The sequence below is a fragment of the Rhodobacter sp. 24-YEA-8 genome (assembly GCF_900105075.1).
Lineage (GTDB): Bacteria > Pseudomonadota > Alphaproteobacteria > Rhodobacterales > Rhodobacteraceae > Pseudogemmobacter.
Genome location: NZ_FNSK01000001.1, coordinates 1,487,551 through 1,510,654 on the forward strand (window position 1 = coordinate 1,487,551; position 23,104 = coordinate 1,510,654).

Sequence of the window (23,104 nt, forward strand, 5' to 3'; positions counted from 1 at the left end):
CTCAGCCGTCCAGACGGAAGGCCAGAGCCTTGAGATATCCCGTTTCCGCAAGCTGCGGCAGTACCGGATGGTCGGGACCGGCAAAGCCGGTATAGATCAGCTGCCCGCGCCGCCCGCCGCGCCCGATCCCGCGTGCCGAAGCATTGCGGAAGGACGAGAGATCCGCGGCATGGGAACAGGAACAGAGGACCAGGTAGCCACCGGGCGCAACCAGCGCGGCTGCCAGTTTTGCCACCCGCTCATAGGCCCTGAGCCCGGCCTCAAGCGCCGGTTTGGCCGGCGCAAAGGCCGGCGGGTCGCAGATCACCAGATCGAACTGCGCCCCTTCCGCACCAAGCGCTTCGAGCACCTGGAAAGCATCGCCCTGCCGCGTCGAAAACCGTTCGGCAACGCCGGAGGCCTTTGCACCGCCCTCGGCCAGCGCCAGCGCCGGTGCCGATCCGTCTACTGCCAGCGCGCTTTCTGCGCCCCCGGCCAAAGCCGCCAGCGCGAAGCCACCGACATGGCTGAACACATCGAGCACCCGCGCCCCGCGCGCCAGCCGCGCCGTGAATGCATGGTTCTCGCGCTGGTCAAAGAAGAGCCCGGTCTTTTGCCCCCCGGTCAGGTCGGCAAGGTAGGTCGCACCATTCATCGGTACAGCAATCGGCGCGGCAGGCGTTGTGCCCAGCACGGTCACGATCTCTTCGGAAAGGCCCTCAAGCCCCCGTGCCCGGCCCGAGCCGTTCTTGATCACGGTTGTCACGCCGGTGACCGCTGCCAGTGCCGAGACGAGGGTCGCGAGATGCCCTTCGGCCCAGGCGGCATTGGGCTGCACCACCGCCACATCGCCGAAGCGGTCGATCACCACGCCGGGAAGCCCGTCGGCCTCGGCATGAATCAGGCGGTAGAAGGGCTCGGGGTAAAGCCGTGCCCGCGCAGCCAGCGCCCGCGTCAGACGTGCTTTGAACCAGGCCTCATCAATCGCCGCCTCCGGATCGCGGTCGAGCATCCGCGCCACGATCTTCGATGCGGGGTTTATGGTCACAAGGCCAAGCGGCCGGCGCTCGGCATCTTCCAGCACCGCGAGCGCACCCGGCGCCAGCGCGGAAGTCCGGCGGTCCATCACCAGCTCATCGGCATAGACCCAGGGGTAGCCGTGGCGGATTGCGCGGGCCTCGGCCTTAGGCCGCAGCCGCACAGTTGGATATTTATACGCGGCGGTGGGGATATCTGTCTCTGTCATGCCCTTCTCTTACTCAACCCGGCTGCTTTGTGAAAGTGGCATGGTCTCTTTGCGGCAGTGGAATAACGTATCGTCCGGCTCTCGCACCGGATCGCGATACGCTGCCTTTGACGCCACCGCCGTTTTGTGCTGCTCCGATGGCAAAGCTCTTGCAAAATGGGGTTTCCCCCTTTAATGTTAGCGCTAACAGATCTATCTTCAGACAGAATATCCCTGCCGACCCCGATTTCCGCCCCAGCTTCTCCGACAGGCAGGCCCCAGCCCCCCGCCACGGAGATCCCCAAAGCCAGGACCGAGAGACCAACATGACATCGAGGCCAGACCTGAACCCGATCATCGCCCGCGTTACCGACCGGATCCGCAGGCGCTCAGAGCATTCGCGCTCCGCCTATCTGGCGCGGATGGCGGCGGCAGTCGCCAAAGGCCCGGTCCGCGCGCATCTGAGCTGTTCCAACCAGGCCCATGCCTATGCGGCGATGGGCGCAGACAAGACAGATCTCGCGCTTGGCCGGGCGCCGAATATCGGGGTGATCACCGCCTATAATGACATGCTCTCGGCGCATCAGCCCTATGAGGATTACCCGAAGATCATCCGCGAGACCGCGCGCAGGTTCGGTGCCACGGCCCAGGTCGCAGGCGGTGTACCCGCGATGTGCGACGGCGTAACCCAGGGCCAGCCCGGGATGGAGCTGTCGCTCTTCTCGCGTGATGTGATCGCGCTGGCGGCCGGCGTGTCACTCAGCCATGACTGTTACGACTCGGCGCTGTGGCTCGGGGTCTGCGACAAGATCGTGCCCGGGCTGATCATGGCCGCCGCCACTTTTGGTCATATTCCGTCGATTTTCATTCCCGCAGGCCCGATGACCAGCGGCATTGGCAATGACCAGAAAGCCAAAACCCGCGCCGCTTTCGCCGAAGGCAAGGCCACACGCGAAGAGCTGATGGCGGCCGAGATGGCCTCTTACCACGGGCCGGGCACCTGCACCTTTTACGGCACCGCCAATACCAATCAGATGCTGATGGAGGTGATGGGCCTCCACCTCCCCGGCGCCACTTTCGTCAATCCCGGAACGCCTTTGCGCGAGGCACTGACCGAGGCCGCCGTGGCGCGTGCAGCGGCGATCACCGCTTTGGGCAATGATTTCCGCCCGGCGGGCGAGATCCTTGACGAGCGCGCCTATGTGAACGGGATCGTCGGCCTGATGGCCACAGGCGGATCGACCAATCTTGTGCTGCATCTGCCCGCGATGGCGCGGGCCTCGGGCGTGCTGCTCGATCTTGAGGATTTTGACGATCTGTCGGGCGCCGTGCCGCTGATGGCACGGGTTTACCCGAACGGGCTGGCGGATGTGAACCATTTCCACGCGGCGGGGGGCTTGCAGTTCCTGATCCGCGATCTGCTGGGCGCGGGGCTTTTGCATGAGGATGTGAAGACGGTCGCTGGCGACGGGCTGACACATTACACCCGCGAGCCCGAATTGCATGAGGGCACCTTCCGCTACCGAGAAGGCCCGGTGAAAACACTGAACGACAGGATCCTGCGTCCGGCCGCCGATCCCTTCGCGCAGACCGGCGGGTTGCGGCAGCTGGAAGGCAATCTTGGTCGTGCGGTGATCAAGATCTCCGCCGTGGCGCCCGAGCGCCATGTGATCGAAGCGCCTGCGCGGGTGTTCCATGACCAGGACTCGGTAAAGGCGGCGTTCAAACGCGGCGAGTTCACCAGCGATATGATCGTGGTGCTGCGTTTCCAGGGGCCGCAGGCCAATGGCATGCCAGAGCTGCATTCGCTTACGCCGGTGCTGACCGTGTTGCAAGATCGCGGGCTGAAAGTGGCGCTGGTGACCGATGGCCGCATGTCGGGCGCCAGTGGCAAGGTGCCGGCTGCAATCCATGTCTCACCCGAAGCCGCCTGTGGCGGCCCGCTCGCGCGGTTGCAGGATGGTGATCTGTTGCGCCTTGACGCGGTCAGGGGGGAGCTGACCTGCCTCGCCCCCGATTTTGCGACCCGCGCCCCGGTCGTGGCTGATCTGAGCGCCAACGGCTTTGGCACCGGGCGGGAACTTTTCGAGATGTTCCGCCGCTCGGTCGGCAATGCAGAACATGGTGCGGCAGTGGTCGTCTGATCCGCCGCCGCGCCCCCGACTTTTGCCGGATATCTCCGGCGGGAGTGTTCAGGTCAGGAGGACGGCGCTTTGTTCCCCCTGATCTGAATACTCAGATCTTAACACTGCCGCTGGCAGATACCTGTCCGAGGAAAAGACATGACCCCCGCAGAGCAATCCATTGCCGCTGAACAAATCTGCCGACTGGCGCCGGTTGTGCCGGTTCTGGTCGTAGAAGATGTCGCCCAGGCTGCGCCGCTGGCGAAAGCCCTGGTCGCGGGCGGCCTGCCCGCGCTTGAGGTGACCCTGCGCACGAAGGCCGCGCTCGATGTGATCCGCGCCATGGCCGAGATCGAGGGCGGCGTGGTCGGGGCCGGAACGCTCCTGACCCGTGCCGATGTGAAGGCGGCAAAGGCAGCCGGCGCGCGGTTTGGGGTTTCGCCCGGGGCCACTCCGGCGCTGATTGAGGCCTGCGAAGATGAAGGGCTGCCGCTGCTGCCCGGCGCGGCTTCGGCCTCGGAGGCCATGGCTTTGCTTGAACGCGGCTATACGGTGCAGAAATTCTTTCCCGCCGAACAGGCCGGCGGCGCCGGGTTTCTCAAGGCGCTTTCATCACCATTGCCCGAGGTGCGGTTTTGCCCGACCGGCGGCATCAGCCTGAAAAACGCCGCCGATTATCTTGGCCTGCCGAATGTGCTTTGCGTGGGCGGCAGCTGGGTTGCGCCGAAAGACGCGCTTGCGGCCGGCGCCTGGGCCGAGGTTACCCGGCTTTCCGCTGAGGCCAAAGGCCTCGCCCGCCGCTGACTTCTCAGACTGACCTTCCAAGACGACCGCCGCGGCGCTTTGGCTCTGCGGCGGGCATCAGCCCGGCGGCCAGAACGTCGTTCATAGGATGATCCGGCGCGCCGACGCTGTATTCCGCGATCAGCGTGCGCAGCGCATCGGGGATCTTGCGATTATCCGCGACACTCAGCGCCCAGTCCATGAAGATCGACCGGCATTCGCCCGGCGAAATCCCTTCGATCCGGTAGCTTTCCCGCACCAGCCCTTTCGGATCTGCCTCTTCCAGCCGCACTGCCAGCCTCCCCATCGCCTTACCCGTTCTGTTTTGCCGCAAATTGCCGCGCGCAGACCCCGTCTGCAAGCACCACCACCGACCGAAGCTGTGCCAGAAGCGTCTCCATGTCGCTTTCCCCGGTCTCGCGCAGCAAAAACGCGCGCCCGCCTTCGCCGATCATGGCCGGATCAAGTGGCCCTTCGCTCAGGAGCCGCGCCGCGCAATGGAGCGACCAGAGGAAACGCCATGCCTTTGCCAGGCTCTCCTGATCGGACTTCTCCAGCACCTGTTTGGCGCCGGCAAGCTGGCGTTCAATGCTTCGGGCCGGGTTCGCGGTGATCAGCGCCGCCATTTCGGCGACAAGCTCGATATCCATCAGCCGGCCGGGCCCGTTCTTGGTCTCCCACTCGCCGCGCGCGGGCTTGGCCTCCTGCAGCCGCGCCCGCATCGAGGCGACATCGGCGACCACGCCCCCCCCCGCGCCTTTCAGCGCGATCACTTCGCGACGGGCCTCTTCAACCGCGACGGCCAGCGTCGGATCGCCGGCCAGCACCCGCGCCCGCGTGAGCGCGAGATGTTCCCAGGTCCAGGCCTCGGTCATCTGATAGTCGCGCCAGCTCGTCAGCGCGGTCGCAACCGGCCCCTGGCGGCCCGAGGGGCGCAGCCGCACATCGACCTCGTAAAGCCTGCCCCCCGCGGTCTGGGCCGACAGCGCCGTCACCATCGCCTGGGTCAGCCGCGCATAATAGGTGCGCACCGGCAGCGGGCGGCGTCCTTCGGATTGCTCGGCCTCGCCCCCTTCACCAAAGGCATCATAGATCAGGATCAGGTCAAGGTCTGAACAGGCATTGAGCCGCCCTGCCCCGAGGCTCCCCATGCCCAGCAGCACCGCCCCCCGGCCCGGCGGCTCACCATGCTTGGTCGCGAATTCGGCCACGACCCGGGGCCAGAGCGCGGCCACCACTGCCTCGGCGAGGTCGGAATATTGCTTACCGGCCTCGAAACTGTCGATCAGCCCGCGCAGATGATGGACGCCGACGCGGAAATGCCATTCCTTCATCCAGCGCCGCGCCTCGTCGAGCTGACGTTCGTAATCGGCGAGGTCCCCAAGCCGTTGCGACAGCGCCGCAGTCAGGCCGCGCGCGCCGGGCCAGGGTTCGAAGAATGCCCCCCCGATCACCGCATCAAGGACCGCAGCATTGCGTGAAAGATACCGGGCTAGCTCCGGCGCAGTGCCGGCAATGTCGATGATCAGATCCACCAGCTGCGGATTGGCCTCGAAGAGCGAGAAGATCTGCACGCCCGAGGGCAGGCCCGCCAGAAACCCGTCCAGCGCGACCAGCGCCTCATCCGGATTGGCGGCTGCGGTCAGCGATTTCAGGAATTGCGGACGAAGGCGGCGGAAAATGGTCTGGGCGCGATCCGAGCGCAGACACGGATAATGCTGCCAGCCTTCGACGATCGAGCGGGCGTGATCGGAAAGCTGTGGCCCCTCTTCCACCGGCTCGTCGGGGGCAAAGAAGCCCTCGGTCAGATCATCGGTGCGCTGCAGACGCGTGATCAGCCCCTCGCGGAACTGGTCCTCGCCTTCGCCCATGAAGGCCGCGATCCGCGCGACGCCCGCGGCAGTTGGCGGCATGGTCTGGGTCTGCGCATCGCCGACCATCTGCAGCCGGTGCTCCAACTCGCGATGCGCGCGGTAAAGCGTGGTCAGTTCGGTGGCCACAGCGCCCGGGATCCAGCCCTTTTCCGCCAGCGCGGCAAGACCGCCTTCGGTGGTGGGATCGCGCAGATCCGGGTCACGCCCCCCCGCGATCAGCTGGCGGGTCTGGGTGAAAAACTCGATCTCGCGGATGCCGCCAAGGCCGAGCTTGATATTGTGGTTTTCGACCGTCAGCGGCCCGTTCAGCCCGCGATGTTCGCGGATCCTCAGCCGCATGTCATGTGCGTCCTGGATCGCGGCATAGTCGAGATGTTTGCGCCAGACAAAGGGCGTCAGCGACTGCAAAAAGCGCCGCCCGGCCTCCAGATCGCCGCCACAGGGCCGCGCCTTGATATAGGCGGCACGTTCCCAGGTTCGGCCTTCGGCCTCATAGTAATTATACGCCGCCCCCATCGAGAGGCAGACCGGCATCACCGAAGCATCGGGCCTAAGCCGCAGATCTGTGCGGAAAACATAGCCTTCGGAGGTCACATCCGAGAGGATCGCCGTCATCTTCTTGGTCACGCGGATAAAACTGGCGCGGGCCTCGGCCTGGTCCTCGCCATAGCGCTCCTGGTCGAAAAGGCAGATGAGGTCGATATCCGAGGAGTAGTTCAGCTCACCGGCGCCCATTTTGCCCATGGCAAGCACGGTCATGCCACCGGCGGTTTCCGCATCCTGCGGGCCAGCGCCCGGCAGTTTCCCCCGCCGGATTTCCTCGGCCACCAGCCATTTGACACTGAGATCGACGGCGAGATCGGCAAGGGCGGTCAGCGCACCCGTCACCTCATTCAGCTGCCAGACGCCGCCCAGATCACAGAGCGCCGTCAGGAGCGCCGCACGACGCTTGGCCTGGCGCAGCGCCGCGCCCAGAGTATCAAGCCCGGCCTCTCGCGGCTCGGCCAGAAGTGAGGCAAGCGCATGTTCCGGTGCGCCCGCGAGCGCCTGACGGATCCAGACGGCCTCGCGTTCCAGCAGGCCGCCGAGATAGGGCGAGCAGCCCGCTATGCCCCCGATCAGCCCCGCGACCAGAGGCCCGAGATCGGCAAATTCAGCCATGGCCCCGGCCCCGGCTGCGGGATCAAAGGCGATGGGCTGTCGGGTGATGCGGGCGGCAAAGGCGTGATCTGACATGGGCGCAAAATGCGGCGCGGTGACGGGGGGGTCAATTCCCCTGATTACGGGCGGCGCGGCTTTGACAAAGAATTCCACCTTTCCGGCCATCAGGCCCCGCCCGGGGCTGCCCGCACTGTCCCGACTGGCCCAGGCGAAAAGCCGCTGAACCGCCGGGCTGCGCGGCTCCGGCCATGTAAATATCATTCACATCCCCCTTGAAAGAACCGGAAGCCGGTCGCAAATTATCCATGTGAACGACATTTACATCTGAACAGGGAGTGATCTTGAGATGAACAGCGCAGCTGGTTCCCGCACTGGCATGATGGCCTTTCGCGGGATTACCGACCGGCTTTGCCAGGTTGAGGCCTGGCTTGATGCCCGTGGCAAATGGGCCTGGATTGTCGCCATGGTGGCGGGGTTCGTGATTTTCTTTCCGCTTGGCCTCGCAATTCTGGCCTGGATGATCTGGGGAAAACAGATGTTCGGATTCGCCTGCAGCAACCGCAGACATGACCGCAGCGCCCGCAATGGCTTTGGCCGCCGGGGCTTTGACCGTCACGCGCCGTTCCGCGCCACCGGCAATACGGCCTTCGACTCTTACCGCGATGAGACCCTGCGCCGCCTGGAAGATGAACAGGGCGCATTTGAATCCTTCCTGCAACGCCTGCGCGATGCCCGCGACAAGCAGGAATTCGACCATTTCATGGAAGAACGCGCCCGGGGCGTCTCGGAGGCCGCCGCAGCCCGATCTGAAGCCGCCGCTGAAACCGCGCCAAAACCCGGGCCGGAAACCGGCGAAGCGCCGCGACGTGGCGAATACTGAGGCCCCGTGCTACCAAAGCCGCCCTTAGCAAAGCCGCAGCCGGTGAGCCGTACCCGCTGAACGGTGGCTGCTGATTGGTGCCCGGCGAAGGGTTTCCACCGCATGACATGCAGGAAAACATGAGCGCTCCGGCCAGTGGCCGGGGCGCCGTTTTGCCGAATATGTGCTGTTGTCGGATGGGATTGCCCTTGCTAGGGTCTCGCCTGACCACCGCTGGCGCGTTCGGGTTTCTTTCCCGACCCGCCAGGCCTGCCAGCAAAATTGCCTGCGTCCTGCATAAGATTCCCCAAACGGGCGCCCTTCCCATACCCTGACTGAGACAAGCCAACCGACAGAGACCCGTAACGCCCACGACAGCCAGATGCGCCATACCCTTCCCATCGCCCCACAATTCTATGTGACCGCTCCGCAGCCATGCCCCTATCTCGACGGGCGGATGGAGCGCAAACTGTTCACGGCCTTGCAGGGCGAACATGCGCAAAGGCTGAATGACGCGCTGTCGAAACAGGGCTTCCGGCGCAGCCAGAATGTGCTTTACCGCCCGTCCTGCGCGGAATGTTCAGCCTGTCTCTCGGCACGGATCCGGGTTGCCGATTTCAGACCCTCGCGCACCCAGAAGCGGGTTCTGAAAAAGAACGAGGATCTGACCCGCAACGCAACCAGCCCCTGGGCGACGGAAGACCAGTTCCAGCTGTTCCGCCGCTATCTCGACACCCGTCACGCCGATGGGGGGATGGCCGATATGGATATTTTCGAATTCGCCGCCATGATCGAGGAAACCCCGATCCGGTCGCGGGTGATCGAATACACCCACCCCGCAGACCGCGCGGATCCTGGCAGGTCGGATCGCTATGGCTCGGACCGCGACAGCCGTCTCGCGGCCGTCTGTCTGACTGATGTGTTCGATGACGGGCTTTCGATGGTCTATTCCTTTTACGACCCCGCGATGAACGCGCGCTCGCTCGGCAGCTATATCATCCTTGATCATGTCGAGATCGCGCGCGAGGCCGGGTTGCCCTATGTCTATCTTGGCTATTGGGTGCCTGGCAGCCGCAAGATGGGGTATAAGGCCAGCTTTGACGCGCTGGAGATTTTCAAGGGCGGGCAATGGACCGATCTGGGCTCGCCCGCTGATCACCAGGCCGAGCTTCACCCGCTCTCGGTTGATCCGATCGCCGAACAGGTCGCAAAGATCAGTCTGCCGGAGGCGCGTGGTGCCTGAACAGACCTCGCGCCTTCGCCTGATCGCACCTGCATCAGCCGGGCGTATCAGTGCCATGAGGAAACCGGCGGTCACCCGTCCGCTTCTGTGCCCTGTTGCGACTACCTGTTGCGAATGAGCTTTCAGCCTGGAGGATAAAACTGCCGCGCGAAACTGCAGAGCGGTGCACTCTGTTCTCTGTCATAAGCGTGAACCGCCAAAGATTCGGGGCAGCAAAACACGAAAATTGCCCGCCGCGACAAGCGGCCGAAATAATATTGCGATTTTCACACCAACCGAGACATATTCAGTGCAGATTTACGGTTGACGCCCCTTAACAGCTTGCCTTAGGTTCCCGTCAGTCGCGCGGGCTTTCACAGGCCGCTGCGCTGAGGAGATGCGTATGGGCAGGATTATTGTCGTAGTAAGGGACAGGCGCATGGGCCGGTAACGGTTGCCATAATGGTCTCCCATGCGCCCCCGGATTAACCCTCGGGGGCTTTTTGTTTTGGAACGGCCGGCAGGAGCCGGCGAGAGGATGACGGTGCAGCGATGACGGCAAAGGTGATGACCGGCGCGAAGATGGTGGTGCAGGCTCTGAAGGATCAGGGCGTCGAGGTGGTATTTGGCTATCCCGGCGGTGCAGTCCTGCCGATCTATGACGAGATTTTCCAGCAAAACGACATCCGCCATATCCTTGTCCGTCACGAACAGGGCGCGGTCCATATGGCCGAAGGCTATGCGCGGTCCACCGGCAAGGTGGGCGTGGCGCTGGTGACCTCGGGGCCGGGAGCGACCAATGCCGTGACCGGGCTGACCGATGCGCTGATGGATTCAATCCCGATCCTCGTCCTGTCGGGCCAGGTGCCGACCTTCATGATCGGAACCGATGGGTTCCAGGAGGCTGATACCGTCGGCATCACCCGTCCCTGCACCAAGATGAACTGGCTGGTGAAAGAGACTGAGAAGCTCTCGGACACGATCCACCAGGCTTTCCATGTCGCGAAATCGGGCCGTCCGGGCCCGGTGCTGGTGGATATCCCCAAGGATGTGCAATTCGCGACCGGCCCCTATACCGCGCCGGAGAAAGCAAAGGTCTCGCATTACCAGCCGCGGGTGAAGGGCGATATCGACGCCATCACCCGGATGGTGGAACTCATGGAAACCGCCGAGCGGCCTTTGTTCTATACCGGTGGCGGCGTGATCAATTCCGGAAAGGGCGCGAGCCAGCTGCTGTGTGAATTTGTCGAGGCGACCGGCTTCCCGATCACCTCGACGCTGATGGGGCTTGGCGCCTATCCGGCCAGCGGCAAGGCCTGGCTCGGGATGCTGGGGATGCATGGTCTTTATGAGGCCAATCTGGCGATGCATGGCTGCGATCTGATGATCAATGTCGGTGCGCGTTTCGATGACCGCATCACCGGTCGCGTCGCCGATTTCTCGCCGAAATCGAAGAAAGTGCATATCGATATTGATCCGTCATCCATCAATAAGGTGATCCGGGTCGATGTGCCGATCCTGGGCGATGTCGGCCATATCCTGGAAGATGCGCTGAAGATCTGGAAGGCGCGCGGGCGCAAGGTCAATAAAGAGGGCCTCGCGAAATGGTGGAAGCAGCTTAATGAATGGCGGGCGGTCAATTGCCTTTCCTACACGCCGTCTTCGAGCACGATCAAACCGCAATATGCGCTGGAACGGCTCGAAGCGCTGACCAAAGGCATGGACCGCTATATCACCACCGAAGTCGGTCAGCATCAGATGTGGGCGGCGCAGTTCCTCGGCTTTGACGAGCCGAACCGCTGGATGACCTCTGGCGGCCTCGGGACCATGGGCTATGGCATTCCCGCCAGCATAGGTGTGCAGGTCGCGCATCCCGACGCGCTGGTGATCAACGTCGCGGGTGAGGCCTCCTGGCTGATGAATATGCAGGAGATGGGGACGGCGATGCAGTTCCGCGCCCCGGTCAAGCAGTTCATCCTGAACAATGAGCGGCTTGGCATGGTGCGCCAGTGGCAGGAGCTGCTGCATGGCGAGCGCTATTCGCATTCCTGGTCGGAAAGCCTGCCCGATTTCGTGAAACTGGCAGAAGCCTTCGGCTGCAAAGGGTTGCGGGTCGACGATCCGAAGGATCTCGATGACGCGATCATGGAGATGATCCGTTATGACGGGCCGGTGATCTTTGATTGCCGCGTCGAAAAGCATGAGAATTGCTTCCCGATGATTCCCTCGGGCAGGCCGCATAATGAGATGCTGCTTTCGGCCGATGCGGATGCGTTCAAATCGGGCGCTGTTTTGGTGTGATGCCGTGCCGGGGGCCCTGCCCCCGGACCCCCGGGATATTTAGAGACAGATGAAAGGGCAGCAGATGTCTGCGCTTAAGATCAAAAAGGGCTCGACGAGCCATTCCGCCTATGACCTTCGCGATCATCACAGCGAGGTAGAGGCGAGCCATACGCTGGCGGTGATTGTCGAGAATGAGCCGGGCGTGCTGGCGCGCGTCATCGGGCTGTTTTCGGGCCGGGGATATAATATCGACAGCCTTACCGTGGCCGAGGTCGACCATACCGGGCATCGCTCGCGGATCACTGTTGTGACGCGCGGGACACCGGCCGTGATCGACCAGATCGAGGCACAGCTCTCGCGCATGGTGCCGGTGCATGCCGTGCATGACCTGACCGCCGAAGGGCCGAGCGTGCAGCGCGAACTCGCGCTGTTCAAGGTGGTCGGCAAAGGCGATCAGCGGATCGAGGCCCTGCGGCTGGCGGAGATTTTCCGCGCCAAAGTGGTCGATACCAGCCTCGAAAGCTTCATCTTCGAGCTGACAGGCACCCCGGACAAGATCGATGCTTTTGCAGATCTGATGCGCCCGCTTGGCCTGACAGAAATCGCCCGTACCGGTGTCGCGGCCCTGTCGCGCGGCTTGTGACCAGGGCCTTGACCGTGCGATCGGGCCGGCGCGGCGCCGCCTGCCCCCATGCCGACCGCAGGCCTGCATCAGCAGGCCTGCCCCCTCCCGCGCCTTCCGGACCGGAGCCGCGCCGCGGCTTTGGGCCAAAAGCGCGGCTTCCCTGCTGATCTCTGGCTGATCCCGGTTGACCTGAGACGCGGGCGCTGGCAAGGCGGGCGCCATGTTGCGCATCTCTGACATCACCTATTCCGTCGAAGGCCGCCCCCTGTTCGAAGGGGCCTCGGCCACCATTCCCACCGGCCACAAGGTCGGCCTTGTCGGGCGCAACGGCGCCGGCAAGACCACGCTTTTCCGGCTGATCCGGGGTCAGCTCGCGCTGGAGGGCGGCGATATCTCGCTGCCCAGCCGTGCAAAGATCGGAGGCGTCGCGCAGGAGGTGCCCTCGTCCGAGACCTCGCTTCTCGATACGGTTCTCGCCGCCGATACCGAGCGCGCGAGCCTGATCCTGGAATCCGAGACCGCGACCGACCCGGCCCGGATTGCAGAGATCCAGTCGCGTCTGAGTGACATCGACGCCTGGTCGGCAGAGGGCCGCGCCTCTTCGATCCTGAAAGGTCTTGGCTTTGACGCGGATCAGCAGCTCATGCCCTGTTCCGCTTTTTCCGGCGGCTGGCGGATGCGGGTCGCGCTGGCCGGGGTTCTTTTCGCGCAGCCCGATCTTTTGCTGCTGGACGAGCCGACCAACTATCTCGACCTTGAAGGCGCGCTCTGGCTGGAGGCTTACCTTCAGAAATACCCCCATACCGTTATCATCATCAGCCATGATCGCGGCTTGCTGAACCGCGCGGTGCAGGGCATCCTGCATCTCGACGCCAAAAAGCTCACCTATTGGCAGGGCGGTTATGATCAATTCGCCCGCCAGATGGCCGAGCGCCGCGCGCTCCAGGCCGCCGAAGCCAAAAAGCAGGAGGCCCGCCGCGCCCATCTGCAAAGCTTTGTTGACCGTTTCAAGGCAAAGGCCTCGAAAGCGACGCAGGCTCAGAGCCGCGTGAAGATGCTTGAGAAAATGACCTCGATCACCGCGCCGGAAGATGCGGCGCGGGTGGTTTTCACCTTTCCTGCACCGGAAGAGCTCTCGCCGCCGATCCTGACGCTGGATGGCGCGAGCGTGGGGTATGACGGGCCGCCGGTTCTGAAAAAACTCTCGCTCCGGATCGACCAGGATGACCGGATCGCGCTTCTGGGCCGCAATGGCGAGGGCAAATCGACGCTGTCGAAGCTGCTTGCCGGCAAGCTGAAGGAGTCGGGCGGCAGCGTCACCCGGTCCTCAAAACTGCGCATCGGCTATTTCGCGCAGCACCAGGTCGATGAGCTCTATATCGACGAAACGCCGTTGCAGCATATCCAGCGCCTGCGTCCCTCAGAGCATCAGGCGAAACTGCGCGCGCGGCTTGCAGGCTTCGGCCTTGGTGCAGATCAGGCGGAAACGGCCGTGGGGCGGCTTTCGGGCGGGCAGAAAGCACGGCTCTCGCTGCTGCTTGCGACCATCGACGCGCCGCATATGCTGATCCTCGACGAACCGACGAACCACCTCGATATCGAAAGCCGCGAGGCGCTCGTGGAGGCGCTGACCGAATATTCCGGCGCGGTCATCCTTGTCAGCCATGACATGCATCTGCTGTCGCTTGTGGCCGACCGGCTCTGGCTGGTGAAAGGCGGCGCGGTCGAGCCCTATAATGGCGATCTCGAAGATTACCGCCGTCTGCTTCTGACCCCGGATGAGGCTCTGAAACCCGCGAAAGCCGCGCCTGTGGTGAAAAAGGCCAGCCGCGAGGAAATGACCGCGCTCAAGGCCGAGCTCCGGAAATGCGAGGAACGCGTCGCCAAGATCGAGGATATGCGCTCGAAGCTGGCGGTGAAACTTGCGGATCCGGCGCTGTACGAGGATGACCGCAAGGGCGATCTGGGGGTCTGGAACCGGAAATATGCCGAGGTGATGGAGGCGTTGGACCGCGCCGAATCTCTCTGGATCAACGCCCAGGAGGCGCTGGAGAAAGCCAATCCATAATGGCCGCAGAGATGAACCCGAACTGTTCATCTCTGCACATTCAAGCCGTCTTGAAATTCTTCTGGTGCGATAGTTGATAGGTGTCAACGCAAACGCCGCAACGCGGCATCCAGATAGGCACCTGAAAATGTCGAAGACCATCGAAGCCCTGACCAAGCGCCGCACCCAATATGCACTTGGCCGCAACGTCACCCTGTCGAAAGATCAGATCGAAGCGCTGATCAAAGAGGCGATCCGCCAGGCCCCCTCGTCCTTCAACTCGCAAAGCTCGCGCGCCGTGATCCTCTTCGGCGCCGACAGCGAGAAAGTCTGGTCGCTGATCGATGCCGAACTGCGCAAGATCGTTCCGGCCGAGGCTTTCGCTTCGACCGAGGCCAAGCTGAAATCCTTCGCAGCCGGCGTCGGCACTGTTCTGTTCTATGAAGACCAGGACACGATCAAGGGCCTGCAGGAAAACTTCCCGCTCTATGCCGATGCTTTCCCGGGCTTTTCGCTGCATTCCGCCGGCATGGCGCAGCTTGCCGTCTGGACCGCGCTTGCCGAAGAAGGCATCGGTGCCAGCCTGCAACATTATTCGCCGATCGCCGATGCGGCCCTGACCGCCGCGTTCAACCTCCCCGCCAGCTGGAAACTCCAGGCGCAGATGCCGTTCGGCTCGAATGAAGCGCCCTTCCTCGACAAGGCCTTCATCGAAGACGCCCATCGCTTCGTTACCCTCGGCAAGTAATCCGGGCCGGACCTTACCACAAAAGGGGAAGGCCAAACGCCTTCCCCTTTTGCATTTCTGCCGCCCGGAGCTGTGAAAGCCGGTTGACGGGAACGGGTTTCCCCCCCGACAGTCAGCCATGGACAGCGCCTTTCTGATCACTGCCTTTGCCACGCTTTTCGTGGTGATCGACCCGCCGGGCCTCGTTCCGCTGTTCATTGCCCTGACGCAGGGCATGGACCCAGGCCATCGCCGCGCCATGGCGCGCCGCGCCTGCCTGATCGCTGCCGCCCTTTTGCTGATCTTCGGTCTCTTCGGCGAGGTGATCCTGAACTTCATCGGCATTTCGATGCCGGCTTTCCGCATTGCCGGTGGCATCCTTTTGTTTCTGACCGCCCTCGACATGCTGTTCGAGCGCCGCACACAGCGCCGCGAAGGCCAGCAGGCCGATCCCGATCATGACCCCTCGGTTTTCCCGCTCGCGACACCGCTGATCGCCGGCCCCGGTGCCATCGCCACCATGATCCTCCTGATGGGCCAGGCGGGCGAGGCCTGGAGCGCCAAACTCGCCGTCCTCCTCCTCCTCGCGGCGATCATGCTGGTGACCTTCCTCTTCTTCCTCGCCTCGCCGCTGCTGGAGCGTCTGCTTGGCCGCACCGGCACCGTGGTGATCACCCGGCTTCTGGGCATGCTGCTCGCCGCGCTTTCTGTCCAGTTCGTGATCGATGGGGTGCGCCAGACCGGGTTGATCACCGGCTGACGCCCTTCCAGCCCGCCCGCCTTTACGCCATAGTCGGCCCAAAGGAGACCCAAATGGATTCAGAGCTCTGGCCGCGCGTCATCTATCTCAGCCTGCTGGTGGCGGCGCTTGGGAGCTGGATCCTGGTCGAATATCGCGGTCGCTTCGGTACGGCGCTGTGCACCTTCGCCGCCTGGGGGCTGATCTTCGTGGGCCTTGCCGCAGGCTATGGGCTCTGGAAGGATATCCAGGGCGAGAACCGCCCGCGCCAGATGGCGAGCGAGGCCGGCGAGATGGTGTTGCGCCGCGCCGCTGACGGCCATTTCTACGCCGCCCTCGACATCAACGGCACCGAGGTCTTCTTCATGGTGGATACCGGCGCCACCAATATGGTGATCTCGCGCCGCGATGCGGAACGGCTGGGCTTCCACCCTGATGAGCTGCGTTATTTCGGTGAGGCCTCTACCGCCAATGGCATCGTGCGAACCGCCCGCGTCACGCTTGATGAAATCGATTTCGGCCCCTTCACTGACCGCTCCATGGACGCCTGGGTGAATGAGGGGGAAATGGACGGCTCGCTCCTTGGCATGGATTACCTGCGCCGCTTCTCGATCCGCATCGAAGGCGATCGCATGATCCTGACGCGCTGACGCGCTGCCAGCTTCCACCTGGCATAAATACTCCCGCAGCGGGCGCGCACCGTCAGCCAGCAGCACCGCCGGTCGAGGACTTCATCTCCCACCGCCCCGAAGCGTCCGACCAGTATTCCGCCACCAGCCCGGCCGCGACCACCGCTTTCCATTCGGCCCGTGCCGCCTGCATCTGCCGCTCATCGGCGCCCTCGAACAAAAGCCAGACCCGCTCCATCAATGCCGCCTCGCCCGGATCGACCGGTGATCCCGCCAGAAGCATCACAGCCTTCGCGCCATTGACTGCAGCCCCCGTGCCCAGCAACACCGGCTGGAGGGCATCATGATCACCCCCCGCAAGCCCATGCGGCAGAAACCCCTCTCTCGGCTCCAGCCAGAGCTGCATATCCAGCCGCTCCAGAAGCGCAGGATCCGGGCCGCGCAGCATCACATTCCAGCCCTGACCCAGAGCCTGGGTCAGGAGCGGGCGCGCAGCCTCGGCAAGACTGCGCGCCGTCAGATGGTAGAATTTTACCGCGCCCATGGGCGGATCAGCCCTCGAACCGGTCCTGGATCAGCCGGTTCAGCGCCCTGACGCCCCAGCCGGTCGCGCCTTTCGGGCTGAACTCGGTTCCCGATTTCGCCCAGGCGGTGCCGGCGATGTCCAGATGGATCCAGGGCGTATCGGGTTTCACAAAGCGCTGCAGGAACTGCGCGGCGGTGATCGAGCCGGCATCGCGCCCGCAGGAATTGCGCATATCGGCGACCCGGCTTTTCAGCATCCGGTCATAGACCGCACCCAGAGGCAGCCGCCATGCGCCCTCATTCTCGCCCGCAGCTGCTTTCAGGAAGGCGTTGCACAGCGTGTCATCATTGGAAAACACCCCGGCATTATCGTCGCCAAGCGCCACGATCACTGCGCCCGTCAGGGTCGCCAGATCAATCATCCCGCGCGGCGCAAACCGCTCCTGCGTGTACCAGAGCACATCCGCCAGGACGAGCCGGCCCTCGGCATCGGTATTGATCACCTCGATCGTGTCGCCCTTCATAGAGCGCACGACATCGCCGGGCCTTTGTGCCTTGCCGTCAGGCATGTTCTCGACAAGACCCACCAGCCCGACCACATTGGTCTTTGCTTTGCGCAGCGCAAGCGTCCGCATCACCCCGGCCACGGTGGCGGCGCCGCCCATATCCATCACCATGTCTTCCATACCGACCGCCGGTTTCAGGCTGATGCCACCGGTGTCGAAACAGACGCCCTTGCCCACAAGCGCCAGTGGCGGCTCGTCTTTTGCGCCGCCCTTCCATTGCATGACCACGACCTTGGACGGGCTTTCCGATCCCTGACCAACCCCCAGCAGCGCCCGCATCCCCAGCTTTTCCAGCTCTTCTTCCTCAAGGATCTCGACCTCAAGGCCCAGTTCCCCCATCGCAGCCAGCCGGGCGGCGAATTCATAGGTGTTCAGCACATTCGCAGGCTCATTGATCAGATCGCGGGTGAAGAACACCCCTTCTGCCAGCGCGGCAAAGGGGGCGGCCTCGGCCGCGACCTCTTCGGGTTTTGCGACACAGAAAGAAACCGGCCCAAAGTCCTTTTTCTCGCCCGAGCGGTAGATCTCGAATTCATAGGCCCGCAGCGCGAGGCCGAAGGCGATTTCTGCCGCGCGCGGATGGGTCTCGGCCAGAACCGTCAGCGCCTTGTCGCGATGCGCGGCCCCAATGCTGGCGCCGGCTTTGCGCGCGGCTTCCGCATCGGTGCGCTTTGGCAGGCGCAGGATTTGCACCGCATCCGCTGCGAGCCCGGCGGGAAAGGCCAGTTCCAGCGCTTCGCCAGGTTTGAGCTTGCCGAAAGCCTCTGACCCGACCGCGCGGGTCAGCGCGCCTTTTGCCGCGCGGTCCAGCTTGCGCGCCATGGGCGACAAGGCGCCTGCGGCATCGGCGAAAAGGGCGATCCGTCCGGTAAGATCCGTCAGATCCCCCTTATCGGAATCTTCAAAACGGATCTGAACAGGATGCGACATGATGTTGATTTCCCTGCGAAAGAAGATGATTTCAGCACGAAAATCAAGGGCCGGCGACCGGTATTTCCGCACTTTCGCCCAAAGCTAGCCCCCCGGACGGCGCTTGACCAGATATGAGTTTTCCCTGACCGAGATATCAGCTAGGGTCGGCGCCGAAACAGCCACTCCCCCTGCCGGCCCGCGTGCCCGCAGATTGCGACTTCCGGTATCCCACTTGTCGAAATTCGACCGCTATCTGCTTTCCCAGCTTCTGGCCCTGTTCGGCTTCTTCAGCCTTGTGCTGGTGGCGGTCTATTGGGTCAATCGCGCAGTGGGGCTTTTTGACCAGCTGATCGGTGACGGTCAGACCGCGCTGGTCTTTGTCGAATTCTCGCTTCTGACCCTGCCGAATGTGATCCGCCTGGTGCTGCCGGTCTCGGCCTTTGCCGCCTGTCTTTATGCGGTGAACCGGCTGATGCAGGATTCAGAGCTGGTGGTGATGCAGGCGACCGGCTTTTCGGCCTTTCGCCTTGCGCGGCCGGTACTGTTCTTCGGGATCTGTGTTTTCGCGATGCAGATGGCCCTGACGAATTTTCTCGTCCCCAGAAGCCAGGCCCGGCTGACCGCCCGCTCGGCCGAGATCTCGGAAAACGTCACCGCGCGTTTCCTCAATGAGGGGCGTTTCATGCATCCCGCCGCCGGGGTCACACTTTACATTCGCGAAATCAGCCAGTTGGGCGAGCTGAATGACATTTTCCTTGCCGATGACCGCAACCCGAGGGAGCGCGTCACCTATACTGCCCGCCAGGCACTGATCGTGCGCGGCGAAGAAGGGCCACGCCTCGTGATGCTGGACGGGATGGCGCAAAACCTGGCCCAGGACGGAAGCGCGCGGCTTTCGGTGACGCGATTCTCCGATTTCACCCTTGATATGGCCGGGATCGTCGGCGCCAAGGCGACCCGCCTGCGCAGCCTGCGTGAAGTATCGACGCCCGATCTTCTGATGGCCGGCCCAGACCTGCAGGCCGAGACCGGCGAGAGCCGGGCAAAGCTGCTGGAGGAAGGCCATGGCCGGATCGCGACTTCGCTGCTTGGGGTCGCGGCGCCGCTGCTCGGCTTTGCTGCGCTGATGCTCGGGGGCTATTCGCGCTTTGGGCTGTGGCGCCAGATCGGGCTGGCGGTACTGCTGATCATCCTGCTGCAACTGGTCAATACCGCCGGTTCGGGCGCGGCATTGCGGTCGGAAATCCGCTGGCCACTGGTCTATGCGGCGCCGATCCTGGGCATCGTTCTGGCCACGGTGATGCTGTGGTATGCCGGGCGCCCGCGCTGCATCCGCGCGGCACAGGCCGAAGCCGGCCCCCAGACCGGAAGCGTTGCATGACGCTTTCCCTCTATATCGCGCGCCGTTTTGCGATGACCGTGGGCCAGGTGTTTCTGGTATTTTTCGGCATCCTGATGCTGATCGACATGATCGAGCAGCTGCGCAAATTCTCGGGCAAGGGCGCAGGTCTTGGCGATGCGTTCCACCTCTCGATCCTGAATGTGCCCGAAACCCTGTACCGCATCCTGCCTTTGATCTTCGTGATGGGGTCAATCGCGATGTTCCTGTCGCTGGCGCGCTCTTCCGAGCTGGTGGTGGTGCGGGCGGCCGGGCGTTCGGGGCTGCGCTTTCTTGCGACGCCGGTGGTGGTGGCGACGCTGATCGGGCTGATGGCGGTCGCGGTGCTGAACCCGATGGTGGCGGCGACCTCGCGCGCCTATGATGACCTTTCGGCCCGCTATGCGGCGGATGGCAGTTCGGTCCTGTCGGTGTCAGATGCCGGGCTCTGGCTGCGCCAGGGTGGCAGCTATGGCCAGACGGTGATCCAGGCCGGACGCGCCAATTTCGACGGAACCGAACTGACCCGCGTGACCTTCCTGACCTTTGGCGAACAGGGATTGCCAGTCACCCGGATCGAGACCACCAGTGCGAAACTGGTCAAGGGCGCCTGGATCCTCTCCGGCGCCAGGGTCTGGAACCTGAACGCCGACAATCCCGAACTGTCGGTCAAATCCTGGCCCGATGGCACCCGCCTGCCCACGGACCTGACGCCCGAACGGATCCGCGACAGTTTCGGCACGCCTTCGGCCGTGCCGGTCTGGCAATTGCCGAATTACATCAAAGACCTGGAGCAAGCCGGTTTTTCCGCCCGCGCCTACCGTCTGTGGTTCCAGATGGAGCTGGCCCAGCCGCTTTTGCTGACCGCGATGGTACTGGTTGCCGCAGGCTTCACCATGCGCCACACCCGCGCCGGCAAAACCGGCATCCGTGTGCTTTACGCCATCCTTGCCGGATTCGCGCTCTTCTTCCTCAGGAATTTCGCGCAGGCCCTTGGCGACAGTGGCCAGATTCCGGTATCACTGGCCGCGTGGAGCCCGCCGCTTGCAGCGGTGATGCTGGCGCTTGGTCTTTTGTTGCATCTGGAGGACGGCTGATATGCGGATACGCCGCCTCGTCGCATCGCTGGCCGTCTCGCTTTTATGCTCCACCGCACCGCTTCTGGCGCAGGCACCCGATGACCGCGCCACTCTGATCTCTGACCGGCTGGAAATCGAGGGTAACAACCGACTCGTCGCTTCGGGCAAGGTCGAGGTGCTGCAAGGCGGCTACCGGCTTTCGGCCACGCGGGTCATCTATGACAAATCGACCGACAGGCTTTTGATCGAAGGGCCGCTGAGCCTGACCGATGCCGATGGCAGCGTACTGATCCTCGCCTCGCAGGCCGAACTTTCCGCCGATATGAATGAGGGGATCCTGCAGAGCGCCCGTGTCGTTCTGGACCGGCAGCTGCAACTGGCGGCGGGCAATATCGCGCGGATCGGCGGGCGCTATTCGGCAATGTCGAATGTGGTCGCCTCAAGCTGCAAGGTCTGCGCCAGCCATCCGACGCCTTTGTGGGAGATCCGGGCGAAACGCGTGATCCATGACGCAGAAGAGCGGATGATCTTCTTTGAAAACGCGCAATTCCGCGTCGCCGGAATGCCGGTGGCCTATATCCCGCGTCTGCGCCTGCCCGATTCCACCCGCGAACGGGCGACCGGCTTTCTGGCGCCCCGGCTGCGCACGACATCGAGCCTCGGCTCGGGGCTGAAACTGCCCTATTTCATCGCGCTTGGGGAAAGCCGCGATGTCACGCTCACACCCTATGTCACCACCCGCGACAGTCAGACTCTGGAACTGCGCTATCGTCAGGCCTTCCGGACCGGCGCGATCCAGCTTGAAGGCTCCGTGACGAAGGACAAGCTGACCGAAGACGCGACGCGCGGCTGGGTCCGTGCCCGGGGCGGCTTTCAGCTGCCCGAAGATTTCCGGCTGACCTTCGATATCCAGGCCACATCGGACAATGCCTATCTGCTGGATTACGGCTATTCCGATACCGACCGGCTCGACAGCCGGGCCGAGATCAGCCGGGTACGCCGGAATGGGTTTTTCTCGGCAAGGATGGTCAGCTTCCAGTCGCTTCGGGATGACGAGGACAATGACACCCTCCCCGCGCTTGCGACCGATCTGACCTTCCACCGGCGGTTCTCGCTGGGTCCGATCGGGGGCCTCGGGGGGTTCCGGCTGCAATGGCATTCGCATTACCGCACCTCGTCGAACCCGTTTGACAGCAGTGATCCGGCGAAAGCCGACGGGATCGCCGATGGCCGTGACGTGAGCCGGCTTTCTGCGCGGTTCGACTGGCGCCGCAGCTTTGTCTCGGATCAGGGCCTCGTGGCGACGATTCTCGGCGAAAGCCAGATTGACGCCTATCGCCTGCGCCAGGATGCGGTTTTTGCCGGCCGCTATACCCGTGCCCATGCGGCGGCCGGGCTGGAGCTGCGCTGGCCGCTGGTCAAGGCGACCGCCTCAGGCGCGACCCATGTGATCGAGCCGGTGATCCAGCTGATCGGCGCGACCCGTGACCGCTCTGGCCTGCCCAATGAGGATTCGGTGCTGGTCGAGTTTGACGAGGGCAATATCTATGCGCTTGACCGCTTTCCCGGGGCGGATGCGATTGAACAATCCAGCCGCGCCAATGTCGGGCTGACCTGGACGCGCTATGATCCGGCGGGCTGGAATGCAGGTTTCACGCTGGGCAAGGTGTTCCGGCGCAATGACAGCGACAGCTTCAGCCCCGGATCGGGCCTGGGCGGGCTGAATTCCGACTGGCTGCTGGCGGCGACCGTCGGTCTCCCCAATGGTCTCTCTGCCACCGGGCGCACGGTTTTTGACAATGATCTTGAACTCAGCAAGGCCGAGCTGAGGCTGAGCGCCGCGAATGAGACAGTGACCCTGTCATCTTCCGCACTCTGGGCGGTCGCGGATATCGAGGAAAACCGCCCCGACCCGACGCGCGAGCTGACCTTTGATGCGGTCTGGCGGGTGAACCCTGCCCTCGCGGCCAAGGCCGAAGGGCGCTATGATTTCAACCAGAGCCGCGGCACCATTGCGGGCCTGGGGCTGGAGTTCCGCAATGAATGCGTTGTGGTGGATGTTTCCCTCTCGCGGCGTTTCACCTCGTCAGATAGTGTAACCCCCACCACGTCCTTCGGCCTTTCTGTCGATCTGATCGGCTTTGGCAGCGGCCAGAAGGCTGGCCCGTCGCGACGCTGCTACTGATCGCCGCGCAAGGCGCCGCCCGACCAGGGCGGGTCAGGCAGGCAGGGCTTGCGCCCCGGCTTCGGGAGTGGCAGGCAGGGATAAGAGGAAAGCTGCGGCGGCGGGCCCCGATTGGCCCTGTCAGTCACAGGTTTGCCAGAGATTAAGAGCTGACAAGAGACTACGGGCAGGCGGTCGGACAGA

The 23,104-nt window shown here is 63.7% G+C and carries 18 protein-coding genes; 13 read left to right on the forward strand and 5 right to left on the reverse strand.

Going from position 1 to position 23,104, the window contains the following annotated elements:
* Position 1: 1 nt before the first annotated feature.
* Positions 2 to 1,225, reverse strand: coding sequence for an RSP_2647 family RNA methyltransferase (locus BLW25_RS07395; protein WP_092897780.1), 1,224 nt, complete (start codon positions 1,223 to 1,225; stop codon positions 2 to 4).
* Between the two features lie 305 nt (positions 1,226 to 1,530).
* On the opposite strand from BLW25_RS07395, the gene edd reads away from it, so the two are divergent.
* Positions 1,531 to 3,348, forward strand: coding sequence for a phosphogluconate dehydratase (edd, locus tag BLW25_RS07400; protein ID WP_092897782.1), 1,818 nt, complete (start codon positions 1,531 to 1,533; stop codon positions 3,346 to 3,348).
* A gap of 138 nt (positions 3,349 to 3,486) precedes the next feature.
* Positions 3,487 to 4,131 carry a bifunctional 4-hydroxy-2-oxoglutarate aldolase/2-dehydro-3-deoxy-phosphogluconate aldolase gene (gene eda / locus BLW25_RS07405; protein WP_092897784.1) on the forward strand — a complete coding sequence of 215 codons (645 nt, stop codon included), beginning with the start codon at positions 3,487 to 3,489 and terminating at the stop codon, positions 4,129 to 4,131.
* Between the two features lie 4 nt (positions 4,132 to 4,135).
* Here eda and BLW25_RS07410 read toward each other — a convergent pair whose 3' ends face one another.
* A complete protein-coding gene (locus BLW25_RS07410) occupies positions 4,136 to 4,402 on the reverse strand; it encodes a hypothetical protein (RefSeq protein ID WP_092901691.1) in 267 nt (88 codons plus the stop codon).
* A 19-nt stretch (positions 4,403 to 4,421) separates the two neighbouring features.
* The gene (locus BLW25_RS07415; RefSeq protein WP_092901688.1) at positions 4,422 to 7,220 is read right to left on the reverse strand and encodes a [protein-PII] uridylyltransferase family protein; all 2,799 of its coding nucleotides are present in this window, start codon (positions 7,218 to 7,220) and stop codon (positions 4,422 to 4,424) included.
* Between the two features lie 271 nt (positions 7,221 to 7,491).
* On the opposite strand from BLW25_RS07415, the gene BLW25_RS07420 reads away from it, so the two are divergent.
* The 8 genes from BLW25_RS07420 to BLW25_RS07455 all read left to right on the forward strand — a co-directional run bounded on the left by BLW25_RS07420 (position 7,492) and on the right by BLW25_RS07455 (position 16,297).
* Positions 7,492 to 8,025, forward strand: a complete 534-nt coding sequence (locus BLW25_RS07420; RefSeq protein ID WP_253188273.1) for a DUF2852 domain-containing protein — start codon at positions 7,492 to 7,494, stop codon at positions 8,023 to 8,025.
* Between the two features lie 361 nt (positions 8,026 to 8,386).
* Positions 8,387 to 9,247 (forward strand): arginyltransferase, encoded by an 861-nt coding sequence (locus BLW25_RS07425; protein WP_092897787.1) that lies wholly within the window; start codon positions 8,387 to 8,389, stop codon positions 9,245 to 9,247.
* 531 nt (positions 9,248 to 9,778) lie between these two features.
* A complete protein-coding gene (locus BLW25_RS07430; protein WP_092897789.1) occupies positions 9,779 to 11,527 on the forward strand; it encodes an acetolactate synthase 3 large subunit in 1,749 nt (582 codons plus the stop codon).
* A 64-nt stretch (positions 11,528 to 11,591) separates the two neighbouring features.
* Positions 11,592 to 12,152 (forward strand): acetolactate synthase small subunit, encoded by a 561-nt coding sequence (gene ilvN / locus BLW25_RS07435; protein WP_092901697.1) that lies wholly within the window; start codon positions 11,592 to 11,594, stop codon positions 12,150 to 12,152.
* Between the two features lie 202 nt (positions 12,153 to 12,354).
* Complete coding sequence (locus tag BLW25_RS07440) at positions 12,355 to 14,202, forward strand: ABC-F family ATP-binding cassette domain-containing protein (RefSeq protein WP_092897791.1); 1,848 nt, start codon at positions 12,355 to 12,357, stop codon at positions 14,200 to 14,202.
* Between the two features lie 127 nt (positions 14,203 to 14,329).
* Entirely contained in the window at positions 14,330 to 14,929 is a 600-nt protein-coding gene (locus BLW25_RS07445; RefSeq protein WP_092897793.1) for a nitroreductase family protein, read from the forward strand.
* Positions 14,930 to 15,047: 118 nt separating this feature from the next.
* Complete coding sequence (locus BLW25_RS07450; RefSeq protein WP_092897795.1) at positions 15,048 to 15,668, forward strand: MarC family protein; 621 nt, start codon at positions 15,048 to 15,050, stop codon at positions 15,666 to 15,668.
* 53 nt (positions 15,669 to 15,721) lie between these two features.
* Entirely contained in the window at positions 15,722 to 16,297 is a 576-nt protein-coding gene (locus BLW25_RS07455) for a retropepsin-like aspartic protease family protein (protein ID WP_092897797.1), read from the forward strand.
* 52 nt (positions 16,298 to 16,349) lie between these two features.
* Here BLW25_RS07455 and BLW25_RS07460 read toward each other — a convergent pair whose 3' ends face one another.
* Together BLW25_RS07460 and BLW25_RS07465 are read right to left on the reverse strand one after the other, a co-directional pair.
* Positions 16,350 to 16,820 (reverse strand): DNA polymerase III subunit chi, encoded by a 471-nt coding sequence (locus BLW25_RS07460; RefSeq protein WP_092897799.1) that lies wholly within the window; start codon positions 16,818 to 16,820, stop codon positions 16,350 to 16,352.
* Positions 16,821 to 16,827: 7 nt separating this feature from the next.
* Positions 16,828 to 18,297 carry a leucyl aminopeptidase gene (locus BLW25_RS07465; RefSeq protein WP_092901700.1) on the reverse strand — a complete coding sequence of 490 codons (1,470 nt, stop codon included), beginning with the start codon at positions 18,295 to 18,297 and terminating at the stop codon, positions 16,828 to 16,830.
* Positions 18,298 to 18,511: 214 nt separating this feature from the next.
* On the opposite strand from BLW25_RS07465, the gene lptF reads away from it, so the two are divergent.
* Genes lptF through BLW25_RS07480 form a run of 3 tightly spaced genes read left to right on the forward strand, consistent with a single transcriptional unit; the run spans position 18,512 to position 22,921 of the window.
* The gene (gene lptF / locus BLW25_RS07470; RefSeq protein ID WP_092897801.1) at positions 18,512 to 19,660 is read left to right on the forward strand and encodes an LPS export ABC transporter permease LptF; all 1,149 of its coding nucleotides are present in this window, start codon (positions 18,512 to 18,514) and stop codon (positions 19,658 to 19,660) included.
* Complete coding sequence (lptG, locus tag BLW25_RS07475) at positions 19,657 to 20,754, forward strand: LPS export ABC transporter permease LptG (RefSeq protein ID WP_092897803.1); 1,098 nt, start codon at positions 19,657 to 19,659, stop codon at positions 20,752 to 20,754. Before lptF ends, lptG begins: the two co-directional genes overlap by 4 nt.
* A gap of 1 nt (position 20,755) precedes the next feature.
* Complete coding sequence (locus tag BLW25_RS07480; RefSeq protein ID WP_092897805.1) at positions 20,756 to 22,921, forward strand: LPS-assembly protein LptD; 2,166 nt, start codon at positions 20,756 to 20,758, stop codon at positions 22,919 to 22,921.
* The last annotated feature ends 183 nt before the right edge of the window (positions 22,922 to 23,104 follow it).

Coding starts and splice junctions, on each gene's coding strand:
- eda (WP_092897784.1), top strand. CDS start 3,487: ATGACCCCCGCAGAGCAATCCATTGCCGCTGAACAAATCTGCCGACTG.
- BLW25_RS07450 (WP_092897795.1), top strand. CDS start 15,048: ATGGACAGCGCCTTTCTGATCACTGCCTTTGCCACGCTTTTCGTGGTG.
- edd (WP_092897782.1), top strand. CDS start 1,531: ATGACATCGAGGCCAGACCTGAACCCGATCATCGCCCGCGTTACCGAC.
- BLW25_RS07430 (WP_092897789.1), top strand. CDS start 9,779: ATGACGGCAAAGGTGATGACCGGCGCGAAGATGGTGGTGCAGGCTCTG.
- ilvN (WP_092901697.1), top strand. CDS start 11,592: ATGTCTGCGCTTAAGATCAAAAAGGGCTCGACGAGCCATTCCGCCTAT.
- BLW25_RS07480 (WP_092897805.1), top strand. CDS start 20,756: ATGCGGATACGCCGCCTCGTCGCATCGCTGGCCGTCTCGCTTTTATGC.
- BLW25_RS07465 (WP_092901700.1), bottom strand. CDS start 18,297: ATGTCGCATCCTGTTCAGATCCGTTTTGAAGATTCCGATAAGGGGGAT.
- BLW25_RS07395 (WP_092897780.1), bottom strand. CDS start 1,225: ATGACAGAGACAGATATCCCCACCGCCGCGTATAAATATCCAACTGTG.
- BLW25_RS07445 (WP_092897793.1), top strand. CDS start 14,330: ATGTCGAAGACCATCGAAGCCCTGACCAAGCGCCGCACCCAATATGCA.
- lptG (WP_092897803.1), top strand. CDS start 19,657: ATGACGCTTTCCCTCTATATCGCGCGCCGTTTTGCGATGACCGTGGGC.
- BLW25_RS07455 (WP_092897797.1), top strand. CDS start 15,722: ATGGATTCAGAGCTCTGGCCGCGCGTCATCTATCTCAGCCTGCTGGTG.
- BLW25_RS07415 (WP_092901688.1), bottom strand. CDS start 7,220: ATGTCAGATCACGCCTTTGCCGCCCGCATCACCCGACAGCCCATCGCC.
- BLW25_RS07425 (WP_092897787.1), top strand. CDS start 8,387: ATGCGCCATACCCTTCCCATCGCCCCACAATTCTATGTGACCGCTCCG.
- BLW25_RS07440 (WP_092897791.1), top strand. CDS start 12,355: ATGTTGCGCATCTCTGACATCACCTATTCCGTCGAAGGCCGCCCCCTG.
- BLW25_RS07460 (WP_092897799.1), bottom strand. CDS start 16,820: ATGGGCGCGGTAAAATTCTACCATCTGACGGCGCGCAGTCTTGCCGAG.
- BLW25_RS07420 (WP_253188273.1), top strand. CDS start 7,492: ATGAACAGCGCAGCTGGTTCCCGCACTGGCATGATGGCCTTTCGCGGG.